Origin of the sequence: Acinetobacter sp. LCT-H3 (genome assembly GCF_001866125.1) — a bacterium.
In the GTDB taxonomy this organism is placed as follows: domain Bacteria; phylum Pseudomonadota; class Gammaproteobacteria; order Pseudomonadales; family Moraxellaceae; genus Acinetobacter; species Acinetobacter schindleri.
In genome coordinates this window covers 108,025-134,184 of sequence record NZ_MODX01000003.1, presented here as the reverse complement: position 1 = coordinate 134,184, position 26,160 = coordinate 108,025, and the positions used below count along the sequence as shown (strand labels likewise).

The 26,160-nt window shown below is 42.4% G+C and carries 24 protein-coding genes; 11 read left to right on the top strand and 13 right to left on the bottom strand.

The window, feature by feature from the left end; genetic code table 11:
• Positions 1-73: 73 nt before the first annotated feature.
• Complete coding sequence (locus BK820_RS03145; protein WP_004815629.1) at positions 74-538, bottom strand: MarR family winged helix-turn-helix transcriptional regulator; 465 nt, start codon at positions 536-538, stop codon at positions 74-76.
• An 825-nt stretch (positions 539-1,363) separates the two neighbouring features.
• Here BK820_RS03145 and BK820_RS03140 point away from each other — a divergent pair.
• Both BK820_RS03140 and BK820_RS03135 read left to right on the top strand, forming a co-directional pair.
• Positions 1,364-2,890, top strand: a complete 1,527-nt coding sequence (locus tag BK820_RS03140) for a TerC family protein (protein ID WP_071320076.1) — start codon at positions 1,364-1,366, stop codon at positions 2,888-2,890.
• Between the two features lie 426 nt (positions 2,891-3,316).
• Positions 3,317-4,048 carry a hypothetical protein gene (locus BK820_RS03135; protein ID WP_071320075.1) on the top strand — a complete coding sequence of 244 codons (732 nt, stop codon included), beginning with the start codon at positions 3,317-3,319 and terminating at the stop codon, positions 4,046-4,048.
• 26 nt (positions 4,049-4,074) lie between these two features.
• On the opposite strand, the gene thiM is transcribed toward BK820_RS03135, so the two are convergent.
• The 4 genes from thiM to BK820_RS03115 form a co-directional block, all read right to left on the bottom strand.
• On the bottom strand, positions 4,075-4,902 hold the full coding sequence (gene thiM, locus BK820_RS03130) for a hydroxyethylthiazole kinase (RefSeq protein ID WP_071320107.1): 828 nt from the start codon (positions 4,900-4,902) through the stop codon (positions 4,075-4,077).
• A 32-nt stretch (positions 4,903-4,934) separates the two neighbouring features.
• On the bottom strand, positions 4,935-6,095 hold the full coding sequence (locus BK820_RS03125; protein ID WP_008304040.1) for a hypothetical protein: 1,161 nt from the start codon (positions 6,093-6,095) through the stop codon (positions 4,935-4,937).
• 155 nt (positions 6,096-6,250) lie between these two features.
• Positions 6,251-6,508: a hypothetical protein gene (locus BK820_RS03120; RefSeq protein ID WP_004815641.1), complete on the bottom strand. Its 258-nt coding sequence runs from the start codon at positions 6,506-6,508 to the stop codon at positions 6,251-6,253.
• Positions 6,509-6,763: 255 nt separating this feature from the next.
• Entirely contained in the window at positions 6,764-7,210 is a 447-nt protein-coding gene (locus BK820_RS03115; RefSeq protein ID WP_071320074.1) for a hypothetical protein, read from the bottom strand.
• 223 nt (positions 7,211-7,433) lie between these two features.
• On the opposite strand from BK820_RS03115, the gene pepN reads away from it, so the two are divergent.
• Together pepN and BK820_RS03105 are read left to right on the top strand one after the other, a co-directional pair.
• Positions 7,434-10,040 (top strand): aminopeptidase N, encoded by a 2,607-nt coding sequence (gene pepN / locus BK820_RS03110; protein ID WP_071320073.1) that lies wholly within the window; start codon positions 7,434-7,436, stop codon positions 10,038-10,040.
• A gap of 200 nt (positions 10,041-10,240) precedes the next feature.
• Complete coding sequence (locus tag BK820_RS03105) at positions 10,241-10,450, top strand: hypothetical protein (protein WP_026056698.1); 210 nt, start codon at positions 10,241-10,243, stop codon at positions 10,448-10,450.
• Between the two features lie 61 nt (positions 10,451-10,511).
• Here BK820_RS03105 and BK820_RS03100 read toward each other — a convergent pair whose 3' ends face one another.
• Entirely contained in the window at positions 10,512-10,958 is a 447-nt protein-coding gene (locus BK820_RS03100) for a universal stress protein (RefSeq protein ID WP_004815649.1), read from the bottom strand.
• 123 nt (positions 10,959-11,081) lie between these two features.
• Positions 11,082-11,525, bottom strand: a complete 444-nt coding sequence (locus BK820_RS03095; RefSeq protein WP_004892860.1) for a universal stress protein — start codon at positions 11,523-11,525, stop codon at positions 11,082-11,084.
• A 267-nt stretch (positions 11,526-11,792) separates the two neighbouring features.
• Between BK820_RS03095 and BK820_RS03090 the strand changes: the two genes are divergently transcribed.
• Positions 11,793-12,818: an alpha/beta hydrolase gene (locus BK820_RS03090; protein WP_071320072.1), complete on the top strand. Its 1,026-nt coding sequence runs from the start codon at positions 11,793-11,795 to the stop codon at positions 12,816-12,818.
• A gap of 10 nt (positions 12,819-12,828) precedes the next feature.
• Here BK820_RS03090 and BK820_RS03085 read toward each other — a convergent pair whose 3' ends face one another.
• The 4 genes from BK820_RS03085 to aceR all read right to left on the bottom strand — a co-directional run bounded on the left by BK820_RS03085 (position 12,829) and on the right by aceR (position 16,807).
• A complete protein-coding gene (locus tag BK820_RS03085) occupies positions 12,829-14,001 on the bottom strand; it encodes a benzoate/H(+) symporter BenE family transporter (RefSeq protein WP_071320071.1) in 1,173 nt (390 codons plus the stop codon).
• A 125-nt stretch (positions 14,002-14,126) separates the two neighbouring features.
• A complete protein-coding gene (leuE, locus tag BK820_RS03080; RefSeq protein ID WP_071320070.1) occupies positions 14,127-14,777 on the bottom strand; it encodes a leucine efflux protein LeuE in 651 nt (216 codons plus the stop codon).
• Positions 14,778-14,844: 67 nt separating this feature from the next.
• Positions 14,845-15,828, bottom strand: a complete 984-nt coding sequence (tal, locus tag BK820_RS03075) for a transaldolase (protein ID WP_071320069.1) — start codon at positions 15,826-15,828, stop codon at positions 14,845-14,847.
• Between the two features lie 88 nt (positions 15,829-15,916).
• Positions 15,917-16,807: an HTH-type transcriptional regulator AceR gene (gene aceR / locus BK820_RS03070; protein WP_071320068.1), complete on the bottom strand. Its 891-nt coding sequence runs from the start codon at positions 16,805-16,807 to the stop codon at positions 15,917-15,919.
• Positions 16,808-16,906: 99 nt separating this feature from the next.
• Between aceR and aceI the strand changes: the two genes are divergently transcribed.
• Positions 16,907-17,338 (top strand): chlorhexidine efflux PACE transporter AceI, encoded by a 432-nt coding sequence (gene aceI, locus BK820_RS03065; RefSeq protein ID WP_071320067.1) that lies wholly within the window; start codon positions 16,907-16,909, stop codon positions 17,336-17,338.
• 73 nt (positions 17,339-17,411) lie between these two features.
• Here the strand turns inward: aceI and BK820_RS03060 are convergent, their stop codons facing one another.
• Positions 17,412-18,926, bottom strand: coding sequence for an acetyl-CoA C-acetyltransferase (locus BK820_RS03060; RefSeq protein WP_071320066.1), 1,515 nt, complete (start codon positions 18,924-18,926; stop codon positions 17,412-17,414).
• A gap of 240 nt (positions 18,927-19,166) precedes the next feature.
• Between BK820_RS03060 and BK820_RS03055 the strand changes: the two genes are divergently transcribed.
• From BK820_RS03055 to dnaX, 5 genes are all read left to right on the top strand, one after another.
• Positions 19,167-20,558: a 3-oxoacyl-ACP reductase gene (locus tag BK820_RS03055; RefSeq protein WP_071320065.1), complete on the top strand. Its 1,392-nt coding sequence runs from the start codon at positions 19,167-19,169 to the stop codon at positions 20,556-20,558.
• Positions 20,559-20,749: 191 nt separating this feature from the next.
• Positions 20,750-21,604 carry a MaoC family dehydratase gene (locus BK820_RS03050; protein WP_071320064.1) on the top strand — a complete coding sequence of 285 codons (855 nt, stop codon included), beginning with the start codon at positions 20,750-20,752 and terminating at the stop codon, positions 21,602-21,604.
• A 93-nt stretch (positions 21,605-21,697) separates the two neighbouring features.
• On the top strand, positions 21,698-22,948 hold the full coding sequence (locus BK820_RS03045) for a serine hydrolase domain-containing protein (RefSeq protein ID WP_071320063.1): 1,251 nt from the start codon (positions 21,698-21,700) through the stop codon (positions 22,946-22,948).
• Between the two features lie 83 nt (positions 22,949-23,031).
• Positions 23,032-23,481 carry a copper resistance protein NlpE N-terminal domain-containing protein gene (locus tag BK820_RS03040; protein WP_071320106.1) on the top strand — a complete coding sequence of 150 codons (450 nt, stop codon included), beginning with the start codon at positions 23,032-23,034 and terminating at the stop codon, positions 23,479-23,481.
• Positions 23,482-23,609: 128 nt separating this feature from the next.
• Positions 23,610-25,703 carry a DNA polymerase III subunit gamma/tau gene (dnaX, locus tag BK820_RS03035; RefSeq protein WP_071320062.1) on the top strand — a complete coding sequence of 698 codons (2,094 nt, stop codon included), beginning with the start codon at positions 23,610-23,612 and terminating at the stop codon, positions 25,701-25,703.
• 3 nt (positions 25,704-25,706) lie between these two features.
• Here dnaX and BK820_RS03030 read toward each other — a convergent pair whose 3' ends face one another.
• The gene (locus BK820_RS03030; RefSeq protein WP_071320061.1) at positions 25,707-26,156 is read right to left on the bottom strand and encodes an acyl-CoA thioesterase; all 450 of its coding nucleotides are present in this window, start codon (positions 26,154-26,156) and stop codon (positions 25,707-25,709) included.
• Positions 26,157-26,160 lie beyond the last annotated feature (4 nt).

Below are 26,160 nucleotides of genomic sequence, written 5' to 3'. Positions count from 1 at the left end.
TAAAGCTAGCCTATGAATTCATCTTTCTGCTTAAGTCACGCTAGTGCCTGATCAGTTTTTTATAGTTTTTAGATCAGCGCGCAAGGTTTTTGAAGATGTGACGTAAACTTTCCATGGTTTTTTCGATTTGAAGTGGTGTTAGGCCTTCAAATGACTGTTCCAGAACAATGTTAGTCAGGTCATTAATCTTATGGAACATCTCATGTCCTTTTTCTGTAAGAACCACACGCGTAATACGTGCATCGTCTTCACAAGAATAAGTATTAACCAGGCCTTCGTCTTTAAGACGATAGACGATTTTCGTGGTGGTCGACATTTTAGAAACCACCATCTCGGAAAGATCAGACACGCTCGCATGTGGTTTCGCTTTTAAGGCAAGCAGAATACGGCGACGTGAATTGTCAACGCCATATTTCTTGAGCGCGTGGTCAACATTTAAAACATATTGTGCGTGGACTTGAGTAACCCAATAGTAGGGAAAATTTTCTAAAGTAAATTCTTCTGTTGAAGGTAAAAACTTCGCATACTTTTTAGTCATGGTAGATTCCTTGTATTTATTTTTGTAAGGCAGTTACATTCTATGAAAATGTTTATATAAGTTTCAACCATTATTTTTAAAAAATGCGACAAAATGTGAATCAATGTTTTTAATAATGCTAATAATTGACACAAATTACCGGCTGGTCGAGAAAGACCTAAGTTTACCTATTTTTAACTCATCTGTTACCTATTTACTTCTGCCATACATCGGGAAATTTGTTATGAATTTTGATCCAATTATAAATAAAATTATATGAAAGAAAGATTTAGTAGTAAGATTTAAACTTGAAGGTGTATTTAACCCGATGAATGTCACTTTAATTTTTAAAATAAAATAAGGAAAGCGTGGGGAAGATCAGTGATTGGAGGATAGTGGCGTCTTTATTAAGTCATTCTTCATTCCGATATGAAGAAATTCGTTACTAAAACTATTTATGAAAATATCTCTAAGCGTTATCTCTATTTAGGGATATATCTGAGAAAAGCTGGTACTGATATTGATGATGAGAGGGTGATTGTTTACGAAAACTGATGAGTGACTTGGAAAGCAACGCTTTTTTCGCATATCAGCTAAACTAATACGACGACAGGGGTTAAGTGAAGCACTGAAGAACAATCCTGGCTATTAATCATTAACCAGTTTGTATAGACTTCTATATAAACAAGTATTTACGGAATTAATATAAAAAGACCATTACAAATTAAAAGCTTTGTGCATAATAAGAGAGTCTTAAGTCAAAAAGGTTACTTTTATGGATCCGTCGCCGTGCGCAGGTCTACTTTATATTTCGATTTCAGCTAACTATCTCGGAGATATGAACTAATGGAGTTTTTATTAGATCCGGGGATATGGGTTGGTTTGATTACGCTTATTATTCTAGAAATCGTATTAGGTATTGATAACCTAGTCTTTATTGCAATTCTTGCAGAAAAATTACCCCCAGAACAGCGTGATAAAGCCCGTGTCATTGGTTTATCTCTGGCGTTGTTTATGCGTTTAGGATTGTTATTTGCAATCTCTTGGTTGGTTACCTTAACCGAACCGTTAATTACCATATTTGAAAAAACCTTCTCAGGACGTGACCTCATCCTTTTGGGAGGCGGTTTATTCCTTGTCTATAAGGCAGTAGGAGAACTACATGAGAAGATGGAAGGTAAACCCGAAGTCAAAGTCACGACAAATGTAGTTTATGCAAGCTTTACCGCAGTTGTAGTGCAAATTATTATTTTAGATGCAGTTTTTTCTTTAGACTCAGTCATTACCGCAATTGGTATGGTCGACAACATCTATGTGATGATGATTGCCATGGTGGTTGCAATGTTGGTGATGTTACTTGCATCTAAGCCATTGACTGCCTTTGTCAATCGTCATCCAACCGTCGTGATTTTGTGTTTAAGTTTCTTACTCTTAATTGGTATCAGCTTGATTGCAGAAGGTTTTGGCTTCCATATTCCAAAAGGCTATATCTATTCAGGTATTGGTGTTGCTATTGCTATTGAGGCGTTTAACCAGTTTGGTCAGCGCAATGTTGCAAAACATGAAGCAAAAATTCCATTACGTCATCGTACTGCCGACTCGATTTTAAAATTGATGGGCGGCCGAGTAGAAACCAGCAGTCCAGATATGAATGCTGAAGCACAAGAAACCTTTGCAGATGAAGAGCGCTATATGATTGGTGGCGTGCTCACCTTAGCGGAACGTTCTGTAGCATCTATTATGACACCGCGGGGCCATATTTCTTGGGTAAATCTTGATGATAGCCCAGAGCAGATTCGTGAAAAAATCTTGTCGGTACCGCATAGTCTGTTTCCAGTCTGTCGTGGCAGTCTGGATAAGGTGATCAGCGTTGTTCGTGCCAAAGAATTGCTGGATGTACTGGAAGAACCAGAAGCGTTAAAAGCATTGATTAAGCGTCATCGTCCTATCTTTATCTTTGAAAATATGAAGGTTATTGATGCAATTAATACCTTGCGGACTTCTAAAGGTTCTTTGGTTCTGGTGAGTGATGAGTTTGGTCATGTACAGGGTCTGATTTCACCACTAGATGTATTTGAAGCGATTGCAGGGGAATTCCCGGATGCAGACGAACAGCTGGATTTAGTTCGTGTGGATGATACGCATTGGATTGCTTCAGGCATGCTGGATCTGTATCAGCTGGAACTAGAGCTAGGTATGCTGGATCTAATTGAAGAAGATGCTGGTTATATCAGTGTTGCAGGTCTGATTCTGGATAAAACCAATGGTCATGTAGAAGTTGGTACAACACTGGAGCATCAACAGGTTACTTTCCAAGTGACTGAAATGGAAAACAATCGTATTAAGTCGGTGAATATCCATTACCAAGGTTAAGTTTGATGTTCTGACTTAAACTGGTTTATCTAGGAAAAGCCAGCAAGTAGTTACTTGCTGGCTTTTTTATGCCTAAATACTGTGATACAGACAGTAGAATAATTTTAAGCTTGGAAATTAGTCAGTCAGCTAAAAACTATAAAAATTGCTTATTTTCTTCAAAAAAATCGAGGTTAAAAATACATAGTTAAATAAAAGCTTGATACAGGTCTCATAATTTATATATAATAACTATTAAATTCAATAACTTAAATTTATAGTGAACTATTTGGTAAATGATAAGTCTGATATTGTGTATAAGAACTTAAAAATCCTATGCTAATCTGCCAAATCAGAAGATTTACTAATCACACGCTTTTAGCTCGGAATCAGTAGAAAAGTATCATGAATTAACTGATCTGCCTGCCGCTTCAATGGATGACATACATGAAAATCAGAGAAACCATCATTGATTTTGCAACTTTGCCAGCCCAGCAGAAACATGATTTTTTTCAGCAGATGCTGGAATTTGATCAACTCATTTTTCCCTTTGCGTCTGTTGAACAGCTATATCAATATGTACATGATCCAGAAGCAGTCTCTGTACCAGTCATACAGTATTTCGTCGGAGAGCAGCTGATTGGCCAGAATATTATGCCAATTCTCAAATTGCAGCTGCAGGACAAACCTATTTTTGTGGTGACTTCACGTGCCGGAGTACTGGAACAGTATCGTCGTAGTAATCTAACTTTAAAGACTGCCATTCGTGTGGCTTTGCGCTATCGTTTACGTTATCCGGCCATTCCACTTTGGTTTGTCACCACCTTGATGCAACCGAAGGTCTATACCTTGTTTGCCTCACGTAGTCGTTATTTCTATCCAAGAAAAGGTTACACCATGCCGACTGCTTATCAATCCGTACTTGAGCTGATGCACAGATACAAGTCTCAGGTAGATAAACGTGGACAGGGTATTTATGTTGCACCGGCACTGATGCCTAAAGTCACGCCAGATCAGTTGATTCGACTGCGCAAACGCAGTGATGTTCATTACCAGTTCTTTATGCAGCACGTGCCAGACTATTTTGATGGGAAAGGATTGATGTGTGTTTGCCGCTTAGATTTCAAAACAATTTCTGAAACAATTATGAATCTGGCTTTCGGGAAATCTGTGCACTAGACACAGCTTTCCTTAATGATAATAAATCAAAGCAGCTCAAAATCAGCATATTGTTGAATAATTTCAGGATTCAACAGATGAATCTGATCGATAAAGGCAACATTAAAGCTGCCCAGTGTAGAGGTAATTTCAGCAGCCCTTTTACCGGCAATCGCGAAATGCAGATGTGCAGCAGTTGCCGCAATTACTGGGTTAGCCACAGCACTATAAGCTGCAATCAATCCACCCAAGGCACAACCTGTTGCAGTCACACGTGGCTGTAATTCTGATCCGCCCATCACCTTAATCACAGGATAATCCTGGGAGATGATGTAATCTGATTCTCCGGAAATGGCGATGCACTGGCATTGTGCCAGCAATGATTTAGCTTGTTGATAGACTTCTGAGCTGTCTAATGTCGTACCTACACCTTTGCCTGTAACCTGTTTGCCTGCCAGAGTACCGATCTCGGAGGCATTGCCACGTACAATAGTTGGCTGAAATGCCATTAATTGGTCAGTCACTTCTGAGCGCCAGTGCAGAATTGAACCATAACCAACGGGATCCAGCACCCAGGGTTTTTTAATCGCATTCGCAGTCTGTGCAGCAATCAGCATGGCCTGAACTTGTTCAGATGTTGGTGTTCCTAGATTCAAACTGACGGCTGCTGCAATTCGGGCAAAATTTTCAGCTTCAAAAGGATTGTCAATCATGGCAGGTGCAGCATTCGCAGCCAGTAGAACATTCGCTACATAATTACTGGCAACAGCATTGGTCATGATATGCACTAAGGGTTGCTGTTGTTGTAATGCTGTCCAGGTATCACAAACACCTTTTAGAATGTCATGGTGCAGTTGAGAAAGATTGGTATTCATATTGATATTCACAGTGCGTCTGGCTGAATCCATCAGCGGGTAAAATAATGGTCTTGATGTTTGCAGTTGCGGCAGCAGAGACTGACATAGTCCGTGGCATCATAATCCACGGTCAGTTCCTCGGAACCACAATGCATACAGCGTTTATTGGAATAGAATTTTAAACGAGGCTCAATCTGCTGCCATGAACGCCAGATTGGCTGGAAGAAAATATTTTCATTATAGCCAAGAAAATGAAAGAACAGAATTGCACTCATTTTGCTTAAAGGCAATTGTGGTGGGCGCGGCAGGGTAGAGGTTTCCCATTTTTCGTTGATGGCACGTTCACGGTACTGCTGCAGGGTTTTTTTCAGTAAATTCGTATTGATGAAATTTTCATTGCGGGCTTGCAAGGCTTTTTGTTTGTATAAGTATTCCAGCGCCGTTTGTACTAGATAATAAATCTGGCCGACTGCCAATACATCCAGCATGCGGTAGCAGAAAGTCTGAAAACTTTTATTACCTGCAATCTGAATGCCCCAGCTACGACAATAAAACTGGGCAAATTGAATCACTTCCTGATACAGCAGAAAATATAGGGTTTCTTTAACTTCATCTGCACTTTTAAAAGGCACACCTTTGCTTAAGTTCTCAAAGAACCAATGGCGTAATTGCTGGGTAATGCTGAACAGGCTCGGCTCTGAATAACCATCCAGACGCACATTAATATAATAGTGCTGCTGATCGGCATTAAAGTCTTTCAGACTCAGAATATTTTCCTTGCTGAGGCGTTTAACCAAAGCATTTTGCATCAGATAATTTGGACTGATGTTGTGATATTTGATCTGATCCCAGTCTATATATTCAGCGTGCTGGCTGTGCTCATGTACATGATCATCCAGAATCGCCAGCAGAAATAATTTGTTTAAAAAGCTGAGCTGACCTAATTCATATTGATGTACATCTTTCTTACTTTGATGCTGGCGATTTTCCTGGAGACGTGTTTCCTTCATTTGACGTCTACGATTGGCCAGACATTTTTCACAGAAGCAATTATGTTTTTGGTCAGGATAAAGCTGATGATGACAGTGACTGCATTCGTGATAATTCAGTTCCTGATCAAATTGTTCTGCCTCGACCCAGTACATTGCTGCCTGACACAAGGGACATGCGGTACTTTCATCAAGCTGTTTTTGCAAAACATTAAGCGTCATATCAACTAGCAGTCGTAAAATGAAGAAGGAAAATCATTATACACAGTGCAGCTTGGGGCAGGTGTGGTTCAGGCTAAAGTTTTCATCATGAGCTGATAATCAGACATGCAAGAAGACCACTTAAGTGGCCTTCTATGTATTGTTGAAAATGGCCTTTAGACTGGGCAAGGCAGGGTTTCGTCCTCTTCACCCAGATGTTTGGCATTAATTAAAGCCTGGACTTTTTTAGGCTGAACCTTTTTGGAACCAAGTGCATTATAGCTGTTCAGAATAGCACCCACTTCATAGGCTTGCATCTTGATGCCTTCACAGCTCATAAACAGTGCAATTACTTTATGGTCAATATTGGCTTGATCGAGTGCTTGCAGGGTCTTGATGTTTTCAACACGTACGATATGTTCTTTAAGATACATAGTTTACCTCATTTTTTATTGTAGATATAGTTGTGTAATCTGCACTGTTAAATAAAAGCAAGAAGTATGCACAAAACAGTTTTTTATGTGCTGAACTTTTGAAATACAGAATAAATTGAATTTATGATATTGATTTATTTAATATTAGAAATATTTAAAACCATTATTGAAATGAATGGTTTCTGGCTTAGAGATACTTAATTCCATATTAGTGTGCTTTTCAATACAGCCTTGTGCATGAAAATGTACATAAGCTTAAATACATGTACGCAACTGATTGGCTAACTTGCGATTCAGTGCTTCCTTTCTTGCCAGATTTAGCTGTATTCCAAACGAGATTGGCATATTCAGTTGTGGGCTGGTATACACGGCAAAAAGAATTTTATTGTCTTTATTTACAGCAAACGTATATTCACCTGTTTGTTTTTCTCTGAGCATTTCAAAGTAATTATAATGTATGAGAGAGGGTGGGTTCCCCACACCCATAGCAGAATCGTACGATAAATCAATCTGCTTTAAATGTGGAAAATACATCACATCCTGCATCTGGTCAGGTTCAGGATTGGCGACACTGATCATGAGAATTGTATTGGTTTGTGTGGAAGCCAGACATTGATAGGGCATTTTCCCTGAATAGTTTGCAGCCTGAACAGAAGCGATATGGAAAACAGAAAAGCCGGCAAGCATTAGAATTTTTTTCATATTTATTTTAGTAATATCTTAAGACGGCATATTTTTGTTTATTGTTTAAATATAAGTCAATTACTTTCAGTAATTTAAATACCTGAATTGAAATAACTCCAGTTTAGTCCCATATATAAAAACACAATGAAATGCACAGACAGGCAGAATAAGTTGTCGTATGATCAATATGATTAACATTTTTTGCTTTACATAAGCTGTGTAAAAAGATCAGGACATTAATATGAATATTGCGGCTAATCCAGCGATCGAAGCAGATCAAACCATTTATTTAAAAGACTATCAAAAACCTTCTTATATCGTTGACTCGGTTGAGCTCAATATTCAGGTTTATGCAGATCATACGCTGGTCAGCGCTACACTGGTAATGCAGCGTCAGACTGAAGGTGAGCTGGTTTTACTCGGTCGTGATCTGGAACTGCAATCAATTCATGTTAATGGTAAGCCACTTTCTGAAAGTGAGTACAAGCTTGATACTGAACAGTTAGTGATTGGCAATGCACCGGATCAGGCTACGATTAAAACCGTTGTTCGTATTCATCCTGAATCCAATACCCAATTAGAAGGCCTGTATCAAGCCAGTTCGGATCTGTTTGTGACTCAGAATGAACCAGAAGGCTTCCGTAAAATTACCTTCTATCCGGACCGTCCGGATGTCCTGTCTGTTTTTACTACACGTGTTGAAGCAGACAAGAAATTCCCGGTACTTCTTGCCAATGGTAACCTGATTGAAACGGGTGAAGCGGGGGAAGGCCGTCACTATGCAATCTGGCAAGATCCAACCAAGAAACCAAGTTACCTGTTTGCTTGTGTGATCGGTGATCTGGCTGTGATGAAAGATCGCTATACCACTTCTGAAGGCCGTGATGTAGCACTTGAAATTTATGCTGAAGAGAAAGACATTCCAAAATGTAAAATTGCGATGGAAGCCTTAAAGCACTCTATGCGTTGGGATGAAGAACACTATGGTCGTCCTTATGATCTTGATAATTACATGATTGTTGCCACCAGCGCGTTTAATATGGGCGCAATGGAAAACAAAGGTCTGAATATCTTTAATACTTCATGTGTACTGGCAGATGAAGAATTTACCACTGATGCTGCAATCATGCGGGTACAGTCAGTGATCGCACATGAATATTTCCATAACTGGACCGGTAACCGTATTACCTGCCGTGACTGGTTCCAGTTATGTTTAAAAGAAGGTTTGACTGTCTTCCGTGACCAGTCTTTCTCTGAAGATCTGCAGTCTGCAGCAGTGCAGCGTATTGATGATGTTGCAGTGCTTAAGGCGCATCAGTTCCCTGAAGATTCAGGTCCATTGTCGCATCCACCACGTCCAGACCATTTTGTCGAAATTAATAACTTCTATACTGCGACGGTGTATGAAAAAGGTGCGGAAATTAACCGCATGATGGCGACCTTGCTCGGTAAAGCTAAATTCCGTATGGGTACAGATGAATATTTCCGCCGACATGATGGTGAGGCAGTGACGGTGGAAGACTGGGTTGCAGCATTGAGCGCAGGTTCTGGTGTCGATCTGTCCAGCTTCCTGATCTGGTATAACCAGCCAGGTACCCCAAAGCTGGAAGTGCATGGTGAATATGATGCAGAAGCACAGACCTATTGCCTGAACTTTAAACAAAGCCTGAAAGCACACCCGAAATATCCAAATCTGCAAGCAGTCCCGATTCCGGTGGCATTGGCCCTGTTTGATGCAGAGAGTGGTGAACAGCTGACCTTGAATTCAGCAGCGCTGTTTGAAAATGGTGTCAAAGATGGAGTGTACCTGTTTGATCAGGAGCAGGCACGTATCGAATTTACTGGGGTAAAAGCAAAACCAATGGTGTCATTACTGCGTAACTTCTCGGCACCAGTCAATCTGGAATTTAACTATTCGGATAAAGAGCTGGCCTTCTTGCTACAGTATGAAACCAATGGTTTTAATCGCTGGCAGGCGACCCAGACTTTACTTGAGCGTATTCTCCTGAATGATCAGCCTGCGGACATTTATGTGCAGGCGATGTTGAATACCTTGCCGGGGGTGATTGAACAGGATCCGTTATTGGCATCTCGTCTGTTTGATGTGCCAACTGAGGGTTATCTTGGCAGCCGTATTGATGTGGACTATCGTCCAAGCAAAATTCAGGAAAAACGTAACGCCTTACTGAATAAATTGGCACGTGCTTTTGCTGACACTGCCAAAGAAATTTACCTGTCACTTGATCCAGATCTGCAATCTGATTTCTCTCAGGCAATGGGTACCCGTGCATTAAGAAATATCATGCTTACCATGATCGCACGTCAAGGGGATGACTCTGCTTTTGATTTGGCTTATGAGCAGTATCATACTGGGAACATGTCTGAACGTCTGGGAGCGCTTAAAGTCCTGGTCTGGAATGATGCACCACAAGCCCAAGAAGTTCTAGCAGACTTCTATAGCCGTTTTGAAGATGAAGCTTTATCTTTAGATCAATGGTTTATGGTTCAGGCGGCGCATCCTCAAGCAACTGCTGAAACGATTGCTTATCTGACACAGCATCCTGATTATGATCTGGCTGTGCCGAACCGTATTCGTGCTGTAAGTGGGGGGGTGAATGCAAATCCGGTCAATACCTGGGGTTTTGGTGTACAGCACTATATTACTTTGGCGAAATATCTGGATGAGAAAAACCCGATTGTCGGTTCACGTCTGCTTCAAGTTCTCTCTCGTTGGTATACTCTGGCTGAACCGCAACGTAGTGAAGTGAAAGCTCAGCTTGAAGCTCTGAAGCCCCTGGTAAAATCTAAAAATGTTTGTGAAACCTTGAACAGTATGCTCAGTGTTTAATTAAACCTTGTTGAAAAAGCCGAGTTTAATATCCGGCTTTTTTATTTAGAACATCAGTAATATTTATTCAATATGTTGTTAAAGAAAGTATGTATTAAATTTTGCTTTACTATAGCAACACATATCGAAGTATGTGTGACGCCAATTTCAGGCGCTCACAATGTAAAGATCAAGATGATCTGATAATTGGGCAAATTGAAATGTTATTTAAAATTGAGGATGGATTTTATTTAAATACTCAACACATTATTGCTGTGCGAGTCATCAAGGACAGTACGCGTGGAGTATTCGAACTTCATCTGGAATACACGCCAAATTCGGTACAGAAATCTGGTGAATATATCAAAGTGTTCAGCTCCCAGTTGGAAGCGGAAATGTTCCTCAACCAATTGAACCAGAAAATTCGCTAGTTTCTAGAAAATCAAAAAGCCTGTCTTAATGACAGGCTTTTTGATGAGCAAGGAAGGGTATTTATTCTTTGACAATTAGTATTGGAGTTTCAGCCAAGCCGAGTACATTTTGTGCCACGCTGCCTAAAATCAGTTTTTGTAATCCTTTACGCCCATGTGAACCCATCACAATCAAATCTACAGGTAATTCATGACTGGTTTGCAGAATGCCCTCCGAGGGTGACATGCCGTGTAGAATCCGAATATCCAGATCTATACCTTCACGTGTAAAGGTATGTTTTAGATCATTAAGCCTATCCAGTGCATTTTGCTCGGCCTGCATAAAATAATCGGTAACAGCTGGGGCAACCTTGTAAAAATCTACTCCAGAAAAAGGATCAACCGCAATGACGCTGATTAAGGTCACTTTGCTGCCAAAAACTTTTGCAATATCGAGCGCATGTTCTGCAGCCGCATAAGAGATAGGCGATTCATCAATTGCGACCAGGATATGTTGATAATGCTTCATAAAAATTCCTGATAATGATGCACGCTTGGAAACAGGCTACAGCTGTAGCTGGCGTGATGAATAATAGCAGTGCTTTAAAGCATGATTTATTGTCATGCGCATCAAGGGATGCGCAGAACCAGATTATTTTTTAATGATCAGCACTGGAGTTTCCGACACACCAAGAACATCTTGTGCAAAGCTGCCCAGAATGATCTTCTGGAAGCCTTTACGACCATGTGAACCCATCACAATCAAATCTGCGCCAGTTTCTTCTGCAGTATTTGCGACATGCTCGGCATTCACCAAACCAGTCACAATATGTGTTTCGGCTTCCACACCTTCTTCTTGGGCAATGATGCTTGCTTGTTTCAATGCTTTTTTTGCATTGGCATGGGCTTCAACAAAATATTCTTTCATAATGGCAGAGCTATAGTAGAAATCTGCCTCAGTAAAAGGATTTTCTGCAATCAGACTGACGAGTGTCAGTCTGCTACCAAAAGCTTTCGCAATTTTTGCAGCATGACGTACTGCTGAAAAGGAAATTTCTGAACCGTCCACAGGGACTAAAATATGTTGATAGGCCATCTTATTTATACTCCGGTTTCGTTTTTGTCTTGCTTTAAACTATTGATAGCATAGTGATGGAGGGGGTTCAATTGCAAAATATAAAAAAATCTGAAAATTCATTAAATTACAGTGATATATTTACAAAAAACTGTAGACTGATTGGCAGATAAAACAGACTGGAATACCCGGATTTTAAGCAGGTTTGCTCAATCTCTATTAAGCTGGTTGGGTTAAAATATATAGAACGTTGAAACTTGGAAAATTATTAGTGGAAATATTCAAGATATGGTGAATACACATATAGTCAAAGCTGGAAAAGGGTTATTAGGCTTAATCTTTTTATGTGGGTTATATGGCTGTCAGAGTACGGCACAGAACAGTAAAATTATTGCCACTGCTTTTAATATGACGACAGCTGTACAGCAGAAAATCATGGATCGTTATGCACCGGATGATGTCATTGTGCAGCAAAATATTCTCTATGATTCTGATCGGCGGCTGGGTTTGGACTTATACCAGCCACAAAATATGACTCAACTGGAACAGCGCCCAACAGTGATCTGGATTCATGGCGGTGGCTGGATTTCCGGATCTCGCGAACATGCACGGGGTTATTTTAAACTGCTGGCATCAAAAGGTTATAACGTGGTGTCTGTGCAATATCAGCTTGCTCCTCGGTCAACTTATCCAAGCCAGCTACAGCAAATTAATATGGCATTGGCCTATCTCCAGACGTATGCTTCCCAATACAAGATTGATCCAGATCAGCTTTATCTGGCTGGAGATTCTGCCGGTGCCAATCTCGCCAGTCATTATGCGGCCTTGTTAACCAATCCGGTTTTTGCCCGCAACTCTGACTTTGTGTCATCAATCCAGCCTGCACAGCTTAAAGGACTGATTCTACACTGTGGTATTTATGACCTGAACGCGTTTGTGGATACGACACCAGAAAAAATCAAACTGATTGAATGGGGAGTTCATAATATGGTGCAGGCCTATACAGGTGATCGCCGGCATGATGCGGAGTTCTTGAAAAAGATCTCACCTATTCAGCACATCACTCCAAATTATCCACCAGTGCTGATCAGTGGCGGAAACAAGGATTTTCTCACAGAAACGCAGTCCTATCCATTTGTGCAGGTTTTGAAAGCGAATCAGGTGCCGGTAAAGGAAATCTTTTATCCAGAATCAAAAGCCTGGCTGATTCATGAATATCAGTTTTATATGGGTAAAAAAGAAAGCCAGCAGACCTTTGAACAGACACTTCAATTTCTGCAATCACCTATTGGTGTGTTATCCAACCTTAATTAAAATAAGACTCTTAATAAGTTTTACGCCATTTAAAGAACAGATGTACCATCAGGCCAAACAATAGTCCCCAGAATGCTGAACCGATGCCAAGGAATTGCACTCCTGAAGCACTAAACAGGAAAGTTAATAATGCCGCCTCGCGTTCATCCATGTGGCTGAAAGCAAGTGTAATGTTATGTCCAATGGTGCCCAACAGGGCAATACCTGCCAGTGCAGTAATAAACACGGCGGGGAAAGCTAAAAGAATACTGGTCAGTGTGGCTGCAAATAAGCCCATGAGGATATAGAAGAAACCACAGCTCATGCCAGCAATATAACGTTTCTTGCTATCTGGATGGGCCTGATCATCCAGGCTGATCGCGGCGCTAATCGCTGCAATATTGACGGCAAAACAGCCAAAAGGAGCCAGTAAGGTCTGAGCAGTGCCGGTCCAGCCAATCAGCTGATTAACATGTGGCGTATAACCATAACTTTTAATCATTGCCAAGCCTGGTAAATATTGCGATGCCATATTAATAACAAAGAGTGGCAAGGCCAGACCAAGAATCGCAGTCCAGGAAAATTCAGGGCTCACCCAGACTGGATGAGCCAGTGACCAATGCAGGCTCGGTGGATTAAAGTCCAGAAATATGGGACATAGGGCGACACCAGCAATCACGGTAACCACAATGCTATAACGGGGCGATAGCCGCTTGGCAATGATATAGGCAGCGAGTAGACACAGGATAAAGCCCAACTCATGTTGCAAGCTGGCAAACAGACCAATCCCGAATTTAAGTAAGACTCCTGCCAGCATTGCGCTGGTTAGACTTTGCGGAATTGCATGCAGAACTTTCTCAAAAATACCTAAAAACCCCAATACGGCAGTGACAAGGCCGCAGACCAGAAAAGCGCCCAAAGCTTCAGGCAGGCTATAGCCTGTGCCGGTTGCCAGGATTAAGGCCAGACCTGCGGTTGACCAAGAGGTTGCTACTGGATATTTAAACCTCCAGGAAAGAATAAGTCCGCAAAGACCAATCCCGATCCCCAAGGCCCAGAACCATGAAGTAATTTCAGCTGTGTTAGCGCCTAAGAGCTGTGCAGCCTGAATTACCAGCACAGAGGAAACACTGATCCCAACTAAAAAAGTAATAAAACCGGCAAATGCTGCGGGTAGGGAGAAGTCTTGAAGGAGTTTTTGCATATCCGTTGCAGAGATAATCAGTATGATTGAAAAGTGCACTTATCATACGCGCTTCAGTAATGCTGTTAAAGGCAAAAACAACCTAAATCACGTAGGGTTGTAACTCATGGGGGACGTCATACAGTTTATAAAGTTGAAGTCGCAAGTTTTAGCCCAAAGCCACAAAACAGGATTGCCACACTGGCTACACAAAGTGAAGTCAGACGGTAACGATGCCCAAAAAATTGAGCCAGCGTAGCACCTGAAAAAATCAGAATACTGAGATAAGACATGCTGATGATCTGCAAAATAATTGCCAGAATCGTAAAAGTCAGGGCAGGGTATGAACAGGATGGATCAACAAACTGCACAAAGAAAGACAGATAAAACAGAATCGCTTTGGGATTCAGAATGCTGATGGTCATCGCGGTACGGAAGGGATGTAATTGCTCCAGATTCTGCTCGGCTTGCTGGATCTGTGCATTGCTATGTACGGTATTCCAGGTGTGGTAAGCCGCAATCAACAATTTAATACCCAGATAGCTCAGATACACCGCACCAATAATTTTCAGAATAGTAAACAGGACCGGAAAAGCATGCAGTAAAGATGCTGCACCGAGTGCGGTCAGGAAAATTAAAACCATATCTCCAGCATAGACACCGAATGCGGCCTGATATCCGGTTTTAATCCCGTAGCGAGAAGCTACCGACATGACGTAGAGGGAATTTGGTCCGGGTAACATCACAATTAACGCTGTTCCAATGATAAAGGTCGTTAAATCAGTGATACCAAACACGCAAAATCCACATACAAAAAAGCCGATGCGGCATTATACCTGTATCGGCTTAGAGCTGAATTAAGATTTAAGCCTTAATTTCTGAATCTGTTGTAAAACTTTGGCTTAACAGGGTAGAGAGCTGTTCACGTGCTTTAATAAAGCCCTGAATACCCGCTTCCAGTAACTGGGAAGCCATTGGATCTTGCTCTAATTGCTGTTTAAAGTCTTCCTGGCTAATTGGAGTTAAAGTCCCTTGCTTTGGAACATGATCCGAAGACAACTGCGGCTCAACAACACGGTTATCCTGTTCAAGCTGATCGAGCAGGTTGGGTGCAACAGTTAACAGGTCGCATCCAGTCAGACCCAGCACCTGATCAATACTACGGAAGCTGGCACCCATCACTTCAGTCTGTATACCGTGTGATTTGTAGAAGTTATAAATACTTTTTACCGATAACACACCTGGATCTTTTTCAATCGGATACTGATCTACACCTTCAGCCTTTTTGTACCAGTCCAGAATACGGCCAACAAATGGCGAAATCAGGGTAACTTTGGCATCTGCACAGGCATGTGCCTGATGCTGACCAAAGAGCAGGGTCAGGTTGGTATGAATGCCTTCGGCTTCCAGCGCACGTGCGGCCTGAATACCTTCCCAGGTCGATGCGATTTTGATCAGGATACGATCTGAAGCAACGCCGTACTGTGCGTACAGTGCCAGTAATTCTTTGGCTTTGGCAATCGTCGCTTCAGTATCATAAGATAGGGAGGCGTCCACTTCAGTAGAAACACGGCCTTCAATCAGTTTAAGAATTTCCACACCAAATTTAACCGTAAGAATGTCAATAGTACGTTCAATCAGTTCATTACCCATATAACCTTCGGTTTTAGCCTGCGCATAAGCGTCTTCAATCAGAGCTTTGTTTTCAGCCTGATTGGCGGCAGCAGTAATCAGTGAAGGATTGGTGGTTGCATCGAGTGGACGGAATTTTTCAATCGCAGCTAAATCGCTGCTGTCCGCAACAATGGTGGTGAATTGTTTTAGTTGGTTTAACGCACTTTGTGTCATTTGGATCTAGTTCTTAGGTTATTGCTTATGCATTCTGTTATATCACAAAGTGCTTATTTCCCAAGTGTTCACCGACTATTTTCAGTAACTAATCTGTGTTTTTGCGTTGATTTCTGATGTGATTAATCAAAAAATGTGCAGCCTGACCGAGTTTTGTTTCACGACTCCAGACCAGATCGACAAAATAATCAAACTTTGGGGTGAAATCATACAGATCCAGAATATGCAGTTGTTCCTGAATATGTGGATGTTCATGCAGCATTTCCATCGGTAAAATCCCCCAGCCCAGACCCTGTTTAATCAGTCGATAGGCAGAGTGATGGTTATCGGTACGCCAATAGTTTCTGGAAAATAACAGTTCTGGCTTGATCTGATGATCACGGCTGGCAACTACAATCTGGCGACTATTCAGAATCTGCTCATAGCTAACCTGATCAAGCTGACTTAAAGCATGGGATTTCGCGGCAACGGCAACCAGCGTTTCTTTTTTCAGTTCTACAAACTGCTCCCGGGTCTCCAGTTGCTCTCGTTCAAACATCAATGCAAGTTGGGCAGCACCTTCAAATAGCAGTCGGTGAGCATCTTCTTGCGGGGCAGAAAATACATTGATTTGTAAATCCGGAAACTGCTGTTCCAGTAAGACTACATAATCGGTCCAGCGCGTGTGTAGGAGCTCAGATACGATGACAATATTCAGTTCAGATTCTAGCCCTGAGCTTAATGCTTGAGCATGTTGCTTCCACTGATTCATTTCTACCAATAGTTGTTCAGTCTTTTCATACAGCACTTGAGCTGCTGTTGTAGGCTGTGGCTCACGGCCAATCCGTTTAAAAAGCTGTAAATCCAGATCAATTTCCATGTTGGCAATGGCCATACTTACAGCAGAGGGCACTTTGCCAAGCTTGCGTGCGGCTGCCGAGAAGGAGCCAGTCTCTATCACTGCTTTAAACAGCAGTAATTGTTCCTGATTAATATTCATATTTTAATCTGTCAATATTTTTGAAAGATTCTAACTCGAATAATCAAATAATAGGAAATAAACTAGGCACTATTATTTAAGCTATTTGAGTAAGCAGAGATGTTAATTTCAAGCAGAAGGATAGTGCATGCGCTGAGCTATGAGATCATTCTGTTGGTCATCATTGCCATTGCCCTGAGTTATATCTTTCAGTTGCCGATGGAAGTGACCGGAACTTTAGGTGTTGCCATGGCAGTCACATCCGTAGTCTGGAATATGCTGTTTAACCATTATTTTGAAAAGATCGAGGCGAAACATCAGCTGAAAAGAACCATTAAGGTACGTATTGCGCATGCTCTCGGTTTTGAAGGTGGCTTGATGCTGGCGACTATTCCGATGGTGGCATATGCCTTAGAGATGAGCTTGTGGCAGGCAATTTTGACAGATCTGAGTTTAACGCTATGTATTCTGGTCTATACCTTTATTTTCCAGTGGTGCTATGACCAGATTGAGATCAAAATGGGAATTCGCACTGAATATGCTAAAAGTTGATTTGTCTTAAAGCATTGCGTGACTAATAAAAAAGCACCTCACTTGAGGTGCTTTTTTAAATCAGGTGTAAAGATTATTTTTCAATAATCGCAGTCACACCTTGACCGCCAGCCGCACAGATCGACACCAGTACACGACCTGAACCTTTCTGGTTTAATAGTTTCGCAGCAGTCGCGATGATACGGCCACCTGTCGCAGCAAATGGGTGACCCGCTGCCAGTGAAGAGCCTTTTACATTCAATTTGGCACGGTCGATTGAGCCCAATGGTGCATCTAGACCTAAACGCTCTTTACAGAATTTCGGATCTTCCCACGCTTTTAAGGTTGAAAGTACTTGCGATGCAAATGCTTCGTGGATTTCATAGTAGTCGAAGTCTTGAAGTTTCAGACCAGCACGCTCCAGCATACGTGGAACGGCATAAGCAGGTGCCATCAACAGGCCTTCTTTCTTCTCTACAAAATCAACTGCCGCAGTTTCCTGGAAAGTTAAGTAAGCCAGTACTTCATGACCATTGGCTTTCGCCCATTCTTCAGACGCTAGCAGTACACAAGATGCGCCATCCGTCAGCGGAGTAGAGTTACCTGCAGTCATGGTACGTGCATCGCCCTTACCAAAAGCAGGTTTCAATTTTGCCAGTTTTTCAACTGAAGAATCTGGACGCAGGTTATTGTCACGCTCAAGACCTAGGAATGGTGTGATCAGGTCATCAAAGAAACCTTCTTCGTATGCTGCTGCCATTTTCTGGTGTGAAGATGCAGCCAGTTCATCCTGTGCTTCACGAGAAATGCCCCATTCCAGTGTTGTGATTGCCTGATGGTCGCCCATAGACAGGCCGGTACGTGGCTCACCATTTTTCGGTGCATCCATCAGGTCTTTCACATTAATTTTGGTTAAAGCTTTCAAACGATCTTTTGCTGTTCTAGCAATGTTCAGTTCAAGTAAAGCTTTACGTAAACCATCACCAAATGCGATTGGCGCGTCAGAGGTAGTATCTACACCACCAGCCACACCGACTTCGATTTGACCTAATGCAATTTTATTGGCAACCAGGAATGCAGCTTGCAGACCAGTACCACATGCCTGCTGAATGTCATAAGCCGGAGTTTCAGGTGCAAGGGCAGTGTTCAGTACGCACTCACGCGTCATGTTAAAGTCACGGCTGTGTTTCAATACTGCACCAGCTACGACTTCACCCAGGCGTTGACCTTGTAAATTAAAACGTTCAATCAGGCCATTCAGGGCTGCGGTGAACATATCAGTATTGGATGCCGTAAAGTAAGCACCGTTAGAACGTGCAAATGGAATGCGGTTACCACCGATAATAGCAACGCGGCGAACTGTATTTTGGCTCATGTTTTGGTCCTGTTGAACAGAAATCTGTGTTTTTGGTGTTAAGGTTTTATTGCTTGAAGTCGTATTTTCCGCACGATTAGACGTAGCACGGGGGCGCGTGGTTTTCGTCGGACTTTTTTCTGCAGACGTTGCGCTCGTCGTTTTGCTTGTGCGCTTGCGTGCTGTTGATGGTTTTGACACGCTTTCGGCTACAGGATTCTCGACCGCTGGATTTTCTTGAGTTGTTTTGCTCATAAGGCTTTACCAGGCAAATTGATCATCTTCTTGGTCGCTACATTAACATAGAAGGCTATAGGCTGAATTGACTAGAATGACATTACAGAGTGCGCTTAGGTCAAGTCATCTGTTTATTATCTCAAGTATTATTGACCAGAATCTGATGGATCTATTGAATTATAAGTATCTGACATTATATTGAAGTTAAAGCATAACTTTAGATCGATCAAAAATTAATTTGTATGAGAGATAATAATCATGACTGACCAGTACCAAGCGTTCGCAAAATCTCCTATTGGTAAATTTGTCATTAAAAACCTAGGTCTTCCATCCCCAACCTTCCTTGAGCGCTATGACTCTGCAACTCCTGTAGTCAAAGGCGCCGTTTTAGTAGGTGCTGCACCTGGCAGTACTTTGACTGGTTCAATTGCACAGGTTTTGGCAAATATTCATGCCAATAGCTATGCGGGAAATAATGCTGAACTGCAACAGGCAGCTGCACAAGCGGGTCTGAACCTGGGTGCATTTAATCAGGGCGACAAAGAATCAAAATTTAAAGTAGCAATTTTTGATGCGTCTGGTATTCAGAATTCGGACGATTTAAAAGCGTTATATGATTTCTTTAATCCGATCGCGCGTCAAATCCAGGCATCTGGTCGTGTGGTGATTGTAGGAACCACTCCTGAATCAGCAACTTCAGTGAAGCAGGCAATTGCACAACGTGCGCTTGAAGGTTTTGTAAAATCAGTGGGTAAAGAATTCAAAAAAGGTATCGCAGCGAACCTGATCTATGTGGACAATGGGGCTGAAGCAAATCTCGAATCTGCACTCCGCTTTGCGATTTCTCCACGTTCTGCCTATGTGTCTGGTCAGGTGATTCGCGTATCTCAAGCAGCGACTCAAGATGTAGACTGGACTAAACCTTTGGCAGGCAAGACAGCTGTAGTCACAGGTGCTAGCCGTGGTATTGGTGAAGCGATTGCTCATGTACTGGCACGTGATGGTGCACATGTGATCTGTCTGGACGTTCCGCAACAGCAAGCAGATCTTGACCGTGTAGCAGGTGAGATCGGTGGTTCTACCTTGGCAATTGATATTACTGCAGCTGATGCTGGTGAAAAAATCAAAGTGGCGGCAGCTGCGCAGGGCGGTTTAGATATTATCGTGCATAATGCCGGTATTACCCGTGACAAGACTTTGGCAAACATGAAGCCTGAGCTTTGGGATCTGGTAATTAACATCAACCTGTCAGCGATTGAACGCGTTAATGATTACCTGTTGAATAATGACGGTCTGAACGCTAACGGCCGTATTATCTGTGTATCTTCAATCTCTGGTATTGCAGGTAATCTGGGTCAAACTAACTATGCAGCTTCTAAAGCGGGTGTAGTCGGTATTGTGAAATATACAGCCCCAACTTTAAGCAATGGTATTACCATTAACGCCGTTGCTCCTGGTTTTATTGAAACTCAAATGACTGCTGCAATTCCTTTCGCAATTCGTGAAGCTGGCCGCCGTATGAATTCAATGAGTCAAGGTGGTCTACCAGTCGATGTCGCTGAAACGATTGCAATGTTCGCTTCAACTGCATCTACAGGCTTGAATGGCAACGTGGTTCGTGTCTGTGGTCAGAGCCTGTTAGGGGCTTAATTCTTTCTGAAAAGTTCTTTTCTCTCTGTACGTTAACCCGTAGAGTAGATCAAGAATTCCCTCTCCTCGTAGGAAAGGTTAAATAAATTAAATAGAAGGTAGGATGAGATATTATCCTCATCCCAGCCTTCTCCCAGAGGGAGAAGGGGCTTTCAATCCAAATTGAAATAAAAATATTCCAAAGGTTCAGTATGCATACTCGCCATTTTAATCAACTTCCAAAGCCGTATCTTGCTTATCCAAAAATCATTCAGGGTCTCATTTCAAAAAAACCAAAGGGTGAAAAGGTCCTGCCGCAAGTTGAATACGTGGTAGATTCATTCAAGGTCGATCAAAAGCATTTAAAAGCTTACAACGCCGTCTGTGGTTTTAAGAACAATGGTTATATCCCGGCGATCTATCTGGCAGTACTTTCACAAAGTCTGCAAATGCATATGATGACCTCGGAAGCTTTCCCATTTCCAATTCTAGGGTTGGTGCATATCCGCAATCAGGTCAAGCAATACCGTAAAGTGGGTGTGAATGAACAGCTGACTTTATCTTGCAAGTTTGGTGAGTTGCAGCCACATGATAAAGGCGTACAGTTTAATTTCATTACTACAGTGAAAGTTGGTAATGATGTCGTGGTTGAAGCATTAACCACTTACTTGTCACGTCAAAAAACTGATGCAAAAGCATCTGCAAAAACCATAGAAAGCAAAACACCGAATTATGAAGTGAATGCGGAATGGGACATTTCTGAAAATACTGGTCGTCGCTATGCTCTGTCTTCAGGTGACTTTAACCTGATTCACATTCATGCACTAACAGCTAAAGCTTTCGGTTTTAAACAGGCGATTGCCCATGGCATGTGGAGTAAGGCGAGAGCTTTAGCCAGCCTGACCCTGCCAGATGCCTATGAAGCGGACGTGTGGTTTAAGCTACCGATGTACTTGCCATCTAAAGTGCAGTTCACGACTGTGAAATCAGACAATGATACTGAATTCCTGATCCGTAATGCGAAAAGCCAGAAACCGCATGTTTCAGGTAGCATCAAAGCTTTATAATGATCTAAAAAGCCTAAACTTGATTTAGGCTTTTTTTATTTCAGCCTGTACAAATATTAGATCTCATTTGAAACATGTATCAAGGAAGGACGCATGAAACCGATTAAACAATATCTATCTGCCAGTACCGAAAACTATCTAGGTTATGTTGATCCTCGCTTTCAGGATCTGGCTGTGCAGTTTAGTCGTTTTCAAGATGCACGTGCCGAACAGGGGGGTGCTGCACTGGTGGTTTATCATCAGGGTGAAAAAGTCCTGGATATTTATACCGGCAAAAAATCTGAACAGGAACTGTGGCAATCGGATACGCTGTCAGTGTGTTATTCCACAGGCAAAGGTGTCTTAGCGACCTTGGCACATATCTTGGTCAGTCATGGGCTGATCAGCTATGACACACCTGTAGCAGAATACTGGCCAGAGTTTGCCCAGCAAGACAAAGACCAGATCACGCTGGCACATATGCTCAGTCATCAAAGTGGTTTGTATGATATTCGCAATATCATCGAGGATGCCCGGGAAATGGTGGACTGGTCGCATATACTGCAACGCGTTGCCGCAGCCAGACCACGTTTTGCTTTAGGAACGGATGCAGCTTATCAGCCGCTCACTTTTGGCTGGCAGGTCGGTGGAGCATTGGAAAAAGCGACTGGCAAAACACTTGCTGAGTTGATGGAGCAATATCTGGTGCAACCATTACAGCTAGATGGTGCTTACTTTGGTGTGCCTGAGCATGAATTGCTACGTGTTGCTCGTCCGATTCACCGGAAAAAAGAACAGACTAGGTCACGCGCAGATCAAACTCATCAACCAAGGAAGCCTAATCTGATGGAACGCGCCTTAGAGCTGAGTGGTCAAAATCCGCAGGATTTTCAGGATGCCATGATTCCTAAAGGTATGAAACATCTAAACTTCTTTAGTGACGAAGGGCTTAAAGCCATTATTCCAGCAGCAACCGGGGTATTTACTGCTCAGAGTCTGGCAAAAGTCTATGCCATGCTGGCACAACAAGGCCAATGGCAGGGACAAGACCTTATTTCCCAACAGACTTTTACACGTTTAAGTACGGTGCAATATACCCATCGTGACCGGATTATGCCGTTTCCGATGCATTGGCGTCTGGGCTATCACCGCATCCTGACCTTAGGAAAATCAACGAAAGGTTTTGGTCATGTCGGTTTTAATGGTTCTGGAGCCTGGTGTGATCCGGAACGTAAACTGAGTTTTGCTTATACCCATAATTTTCCTACTGCTTCCATTACTGGAGATTACCGTCTGTGGGGCTTAACTCAGGAAGCCTTACGTTGCGCTGATCAGATCCAGACCGGACGTAAGGGCTGGTTTTAAGATTCCCGACAAATTAATGCAATTTACCTCACGGTATTCACTATGGTATGTTGCCGCATAATCAACATGCTGAATCTAGAATCATGAAGAAAGTTATTTTGATTCCACTCGTGGCAACGGCGGCACTATGGGGTTGTCAGGATACCAAACAGGATAAAGCCCAAACTGCAATTGAAGCTCAGGCGATGCAAACGGCCTGGGCGGGTGAATATCAGGGCACAACACCGTGTATGGGATGTTTATCCAGCTGTGAAGATTGTCCGGGAATGGCTGTAAAACTTCGACTAAATGAAGATGAAACCTTTGTGCTGGAACGTGAGAGTCTGAGCGGTCATAATGAGATTGAAACGATTAGCGGTAAAATCCGTTTTCAGGATGACAGTAGACAGAAGATTGAATTGCTCAACGTCGCTAAACGAAATTTACTGTTTGTTGATCTGGAAAAGGGTTTACTCGAAATTCGTGAAGATCAAACAGGCAAACGCTATCAGATGCAAAGTGATTTTATTTTAGCTGAAAGCCTCAAATCTTAATAAAAGCTTCTGTTTTATATCCCTTTTTTTATCTGAATAGAAAAGGGATTTTTATTTATTCAATTCCTGCATTTATTTCACTATTTATCAAAAAAACAGTATGCTTAGACCTGTAAAAAGGAGCATACATGTATCAGGTACTTGCACGAAAATATCGTCCTCGTAATTTCAATGAATTGGTGGGTCAAAACCATGTTTCTCGTGCCTTAACCAGTGCGCTCGAACGTGGCCGTCTGCATCATGCCTATTTGTTTACGGGCACGCGCGGTGTGGGTAAAACGACGATTGCACGTATTCTTGCAAAATGCCTGAACTGTGAAATAGGTGTGACTTCAACGCCGTGTGAGGTCTGTCCAACCTGTACTGCCGTGAATGAAGGCCGTTTTATTGACCTGATCGAGATCGATGCAGCTTCCCGTACAAAAGTTGAAGATACACGTGAACTATTAGATAACGTTCCCTATGCACCGACTCAAGGGCGCTTCAAGGTCTATCTAATCGATGAAGTGCACATGCTCTCTACCCATTCTTTCAATGCCTTGTTAAAGACACTGGAAGAACCTCCTGAACATGTGAAGTTCCTGTTTGCAACCACAGATCCGCAAAAACTCCCGATTACAGTTATTTCGCGATGTTTACAGTTTACTTTACGTCCATTAGCAGTCGATGAAATTACTGATCACCTGGGGCATATTTTACAAAAAGAAAGTATTCAGGCTGACCAAGATGCAATCTGGCAAATTGCTGAATCTGCACAAGGTTCATTGCGTGATGCACTGTCGCTGACCGATCAGGCCATTGCTTATGGCCAGGGTGCGATTCAGCATCAGGATGTAAAAGAGATGCTGGGTCTGATTGACCGTACCATTATCTATGACCTGATTTTGGCGGTTCACCAGAATCAGAAGGCCCGTGTCAGTGAACTTTTACTCCAGTTCCGGCAGCAGGCACTAGATGTATCTCTAGTACTAGATCAGCTGATTTCGACCTTGCATGAACTGGCACTTTTACAATATTTGCCAGATTTAAGTCTGAAATATAGTGCTGAAATTAACCAGAAAATCATGCAGCTCTCAGGACTGATTTCGGCACAAGATCTGCAGCTGTATTATCAAATTGCCTGTAAGGGTCGTGCTGATCTGCAAATGGCAGTAACGCAGGAGCAGGGCTTTGAAATGACGGTGCTGCGCTTGCTGGCTTTTCGTCCATTGCAGCCAAATGAGATTCCAGCCAATACTGTACCAGTACAGCAAGTGACACCTGTATCTGCACAGCCAAGTATTGTACCCCAACAGGAAAGTGCTCCAGTTGCATCACCGGTGGTCGAGGATTTTCCATTAGATGATGGTTATGAGGATGAGCCAGAATATAGCTCAGCCACTGCGCAGTCTGAATCATCTTCTGATGATTTTCTCGATGTGGAAGATGAACCAGATTTACATACTGCGCCTGTCGAAGCACAGGCAGCAGAACCTACGACAGTTAAGCAACCAAGTACGGATCAGATTATGTTTGATCCAAGTGTGGATGATGGACTGTTTGGTTTTGATGATGTGCCGGCGGAACCAGCTATAGCAAGCACAGAAGCCTGTAGTGATGATTTCCTGTTAGAAGAATATCTTCCTGAAAATCGTGCTGCTGCGCCTGTAGAACAGAATGAGCCTGAATTCAGTTTGTCTGCAGCAACACCTGAAACAGAAACTTTTGAAAATATTGAAGTTAGTTCTCAAATAGCGCCTATAGCTCCGACAGAAGTTGTACATATTCAAACGGCAAATACGGATATTTCAACAGACCGTAATCTAATGCCACAGGATATTCTGCAAATTCCGGTACAGGACATGCAGGGTGAATGGACTGTAGAAAAATGGGAATTCTGGTTCCGCAATAGCCAGCTTTCACCGGCCGTACAGGAGCTGGCACAGTACGGCATTATGACCGGGCAGATTGATGGAGAATCAGTTTTTCATATTCCGGAGCGTTACCAGCAATTACTCGGTCAGTTGCAACATACCTTAGAAGAAGCTTTAAAACAGCAATGGACAGGTACGCAATTCAAGGTGAAGTTTGAAGATGTCAATGAACTGACACCTTATACCATGCAGCGTGAACGTAAAGTGCGTGCATTTAAACGCGCTGAGGAGTTGCTATATGCAGAGCCTGCTGTGAAAGATCTGGTACAAAACTTCGATGCAGAATTGAAGAATATTCAGCTGAAATAAGTTCTAGATTTCACAGCTACTGTGCATAAACGGACATAGGGCATCCCGCATTTCATTTGAAATCGGGGTGCTTTTTCGTGTATGACGATCGACAAAAACATGTACAAAACTGCCTTGGGCAGCAGCCTGGTCGTTGCCTTGCTTAAAAATAGCCAGGTCATAAGTCAGGGAAGAACCTCCTAGCTTGGCGATACTGACACCGACCTCAATCACTTCAGGATAAGACAGTTCCTGATTGAACTGACAGCAGGAATTCACCACCAAACCAATATGAGGAGAAGTCCTTGGATCAAAACCGGCATGCTGGATCAGCAGGGCATTGGCTGCGGTATCAAAATAGCTGTAATAGGTGACATTATTGACATGCCCATATAAATCATTGTCCGCCCAGCGGGTCTGGATGCTGAGGAAATAAGTATATTGCTTACGGGTTTTGACAGTTGTTTTACTCATGAAT

What these genes read in the sequence shown, in the direction of transcription:
- pepN (WP_071320073.1), top strand. Translation starts at nt 7,434, where the DNA reads ATGAATATTGCGGCTAATCCAGCGATCGAAGCAGATCAAACCATTTAT.
- aceR (WP_071320068.1), bottom strand. Translation starts at nt 16,807, where the DNA reads ATGAATATTAATCAGGAACAATTACTGCTGTTTAAAGCAGTGATAGAG.
- BK820_RS03085 (WP_071320071.1), bottom strand. Translation starts at nt 14,001, where the DNA reads ATGCAAAAACTCCTTCAAGACTTCTCCCTACCCGCAGCATTTGCCGGT.
- BK820_RS03115 (WP_071320074.1), bottom strand. Translation starts at nt 7,210, where the DNA reads ATGAAAAAAATTCTAATGCTTGCCGGCTTTTCTGTTTTCCATATCGCT.
- BK820_RS03055 (WP_071320065.1), top strand. Translation starts at nt 19,167, where the DNA reads ATGACTGACCAGTACCAAGCGTTCGCAAAATCTCCTATTGGTAAATTT.
- BK820_RS03145 (WP_004815629.1), bottom strand. Translation starts at nt 538, where the DNA reads ATGACTAAAAAGTATGCGAAGTTTTTACCTTCAACAGAAGAATTTACT.
- BK820_RS03135 (WP_071320075.1), top strand. Translation starts at nt 3,317, where the DNA reads ATGAAAATCAGAGAAACCATCATTGATTTTGCAACTTTGCCAGCCCAG.
- BK820_RS03120 (WP_004815641.1), bottom strand. Translation starts at nt 6,508, where the DNA reads ATGTATCTTAAAGAACATATCGTACGTGTTGAAAACATCAAGACCCTG.
- tal (WP_071320069.1), bottom strand. Translation starts at nt 15,828, where the DNA reads ATGACACAAAGTGCGTTAAACCAACTAAAACAATTCACCACCATTGTT.
- BK820_RS03030 (WP_071320061.1), bottom strand. Translation starts at nt 26,156, where the DNA reads ATGAGTAAAACAACTGTCAAAACCCGTAAGCAATATACTTATTTCCTC.
- aceI (WP_071320067.1), top strand. Translation starts at nt 16,907, where the DNA reads ATGTTAATTTCAAGCAGAAGGATAGTGCATGCGCTGAGCTATGAGATC.
- dnaX (WP_071320062.1), top strand. Translation starts at nt 23,610, where the DNA reads ATGTATCAGGTACTTGCACGAAAATATCGTCCTCGTAATTTCAATGAA.
- BK820_RS03140 (WP_071320076.1), top strand. Translation starts at nt 1,364, where the DNA reads ATGGAGTTTTTATTAGATCCGGGGATATGGGTTGGTTTGATTACGCTT.
- BK820_RS03050 (WP_071320064.1), top strand. Translation starts at nt 20,750, where the DNA reads ATGCATACTCGCCATTTTAATCAACTTCCAAAGCCGTATCTTGCTTAT.
- BK820_RS03040 (WP_071320106.1), top strand. Translation starts at nt 23,032, where the DNA reads ATGAAGAAAGTTATTTTGATTCCACTCGTGGCAACGGCGGCACTATGG.
- BK820_RS03090 (WP_071320072.1), top strand. Translation starts at nt 11,793, where the DNA reads ATGGTGAATACACATATAGTCAAAGCTGGAAAAGGGTTATTAGGCTTA.
- BK820_RS03125 (WP_008304040.1), bottom strand. Translation starts at nt 6,095, where the DNA reads ATGACGCTTAATGTTTTGCAAAAACAGCTTGATGAAAGTACCGCATGT.
- thiM (WP_071320107.1), bottom strand. Translation starts at nt 4,902, where the DNA reads ATGAATACCAATCTTTCTCAACTGCACCATGACATTCTAAAAGGTGTT.
- BK820_RS03060 (WP_071320066.1), bottom strand. Translation starts at nt 18,926, where the DNA reads ATGAGCAAAACAACTCAAGAAAATCCAGCGGTCGAGAATCCTGTAGCC.
- BK820_RS03100 (WP_004815649.1), bottom strand. Translation starts at nt 10,958, where the DNA reads ATGAAGCATTATCAACATATCCTGGTCGCAATTGATGAATCGCCTATC.
- BK820_RS03105 (WP_026056698.1), top strand. Translation starts at nt 10,241, where the DNA reads ATGTTATTTAAAATTGAGGATGGATTTTATTTAAATACTCAACACATT.
- BK820_RS03095 (WP_004892860.1), bottom strand. Translation starts at nt 11,525, where the DNA reads ATGGCCTATCAACATATTTTAGTCCCTGTGGACGGTTCAGAAATTTCC.
- BK820_RS03045 (WP_071320063.1), top strand. Translation starts at nt 21,698, where the DNA reads ATGAAACCGATTAAACAATATCTATCTGCCAGTACCGAAAACTATCTA.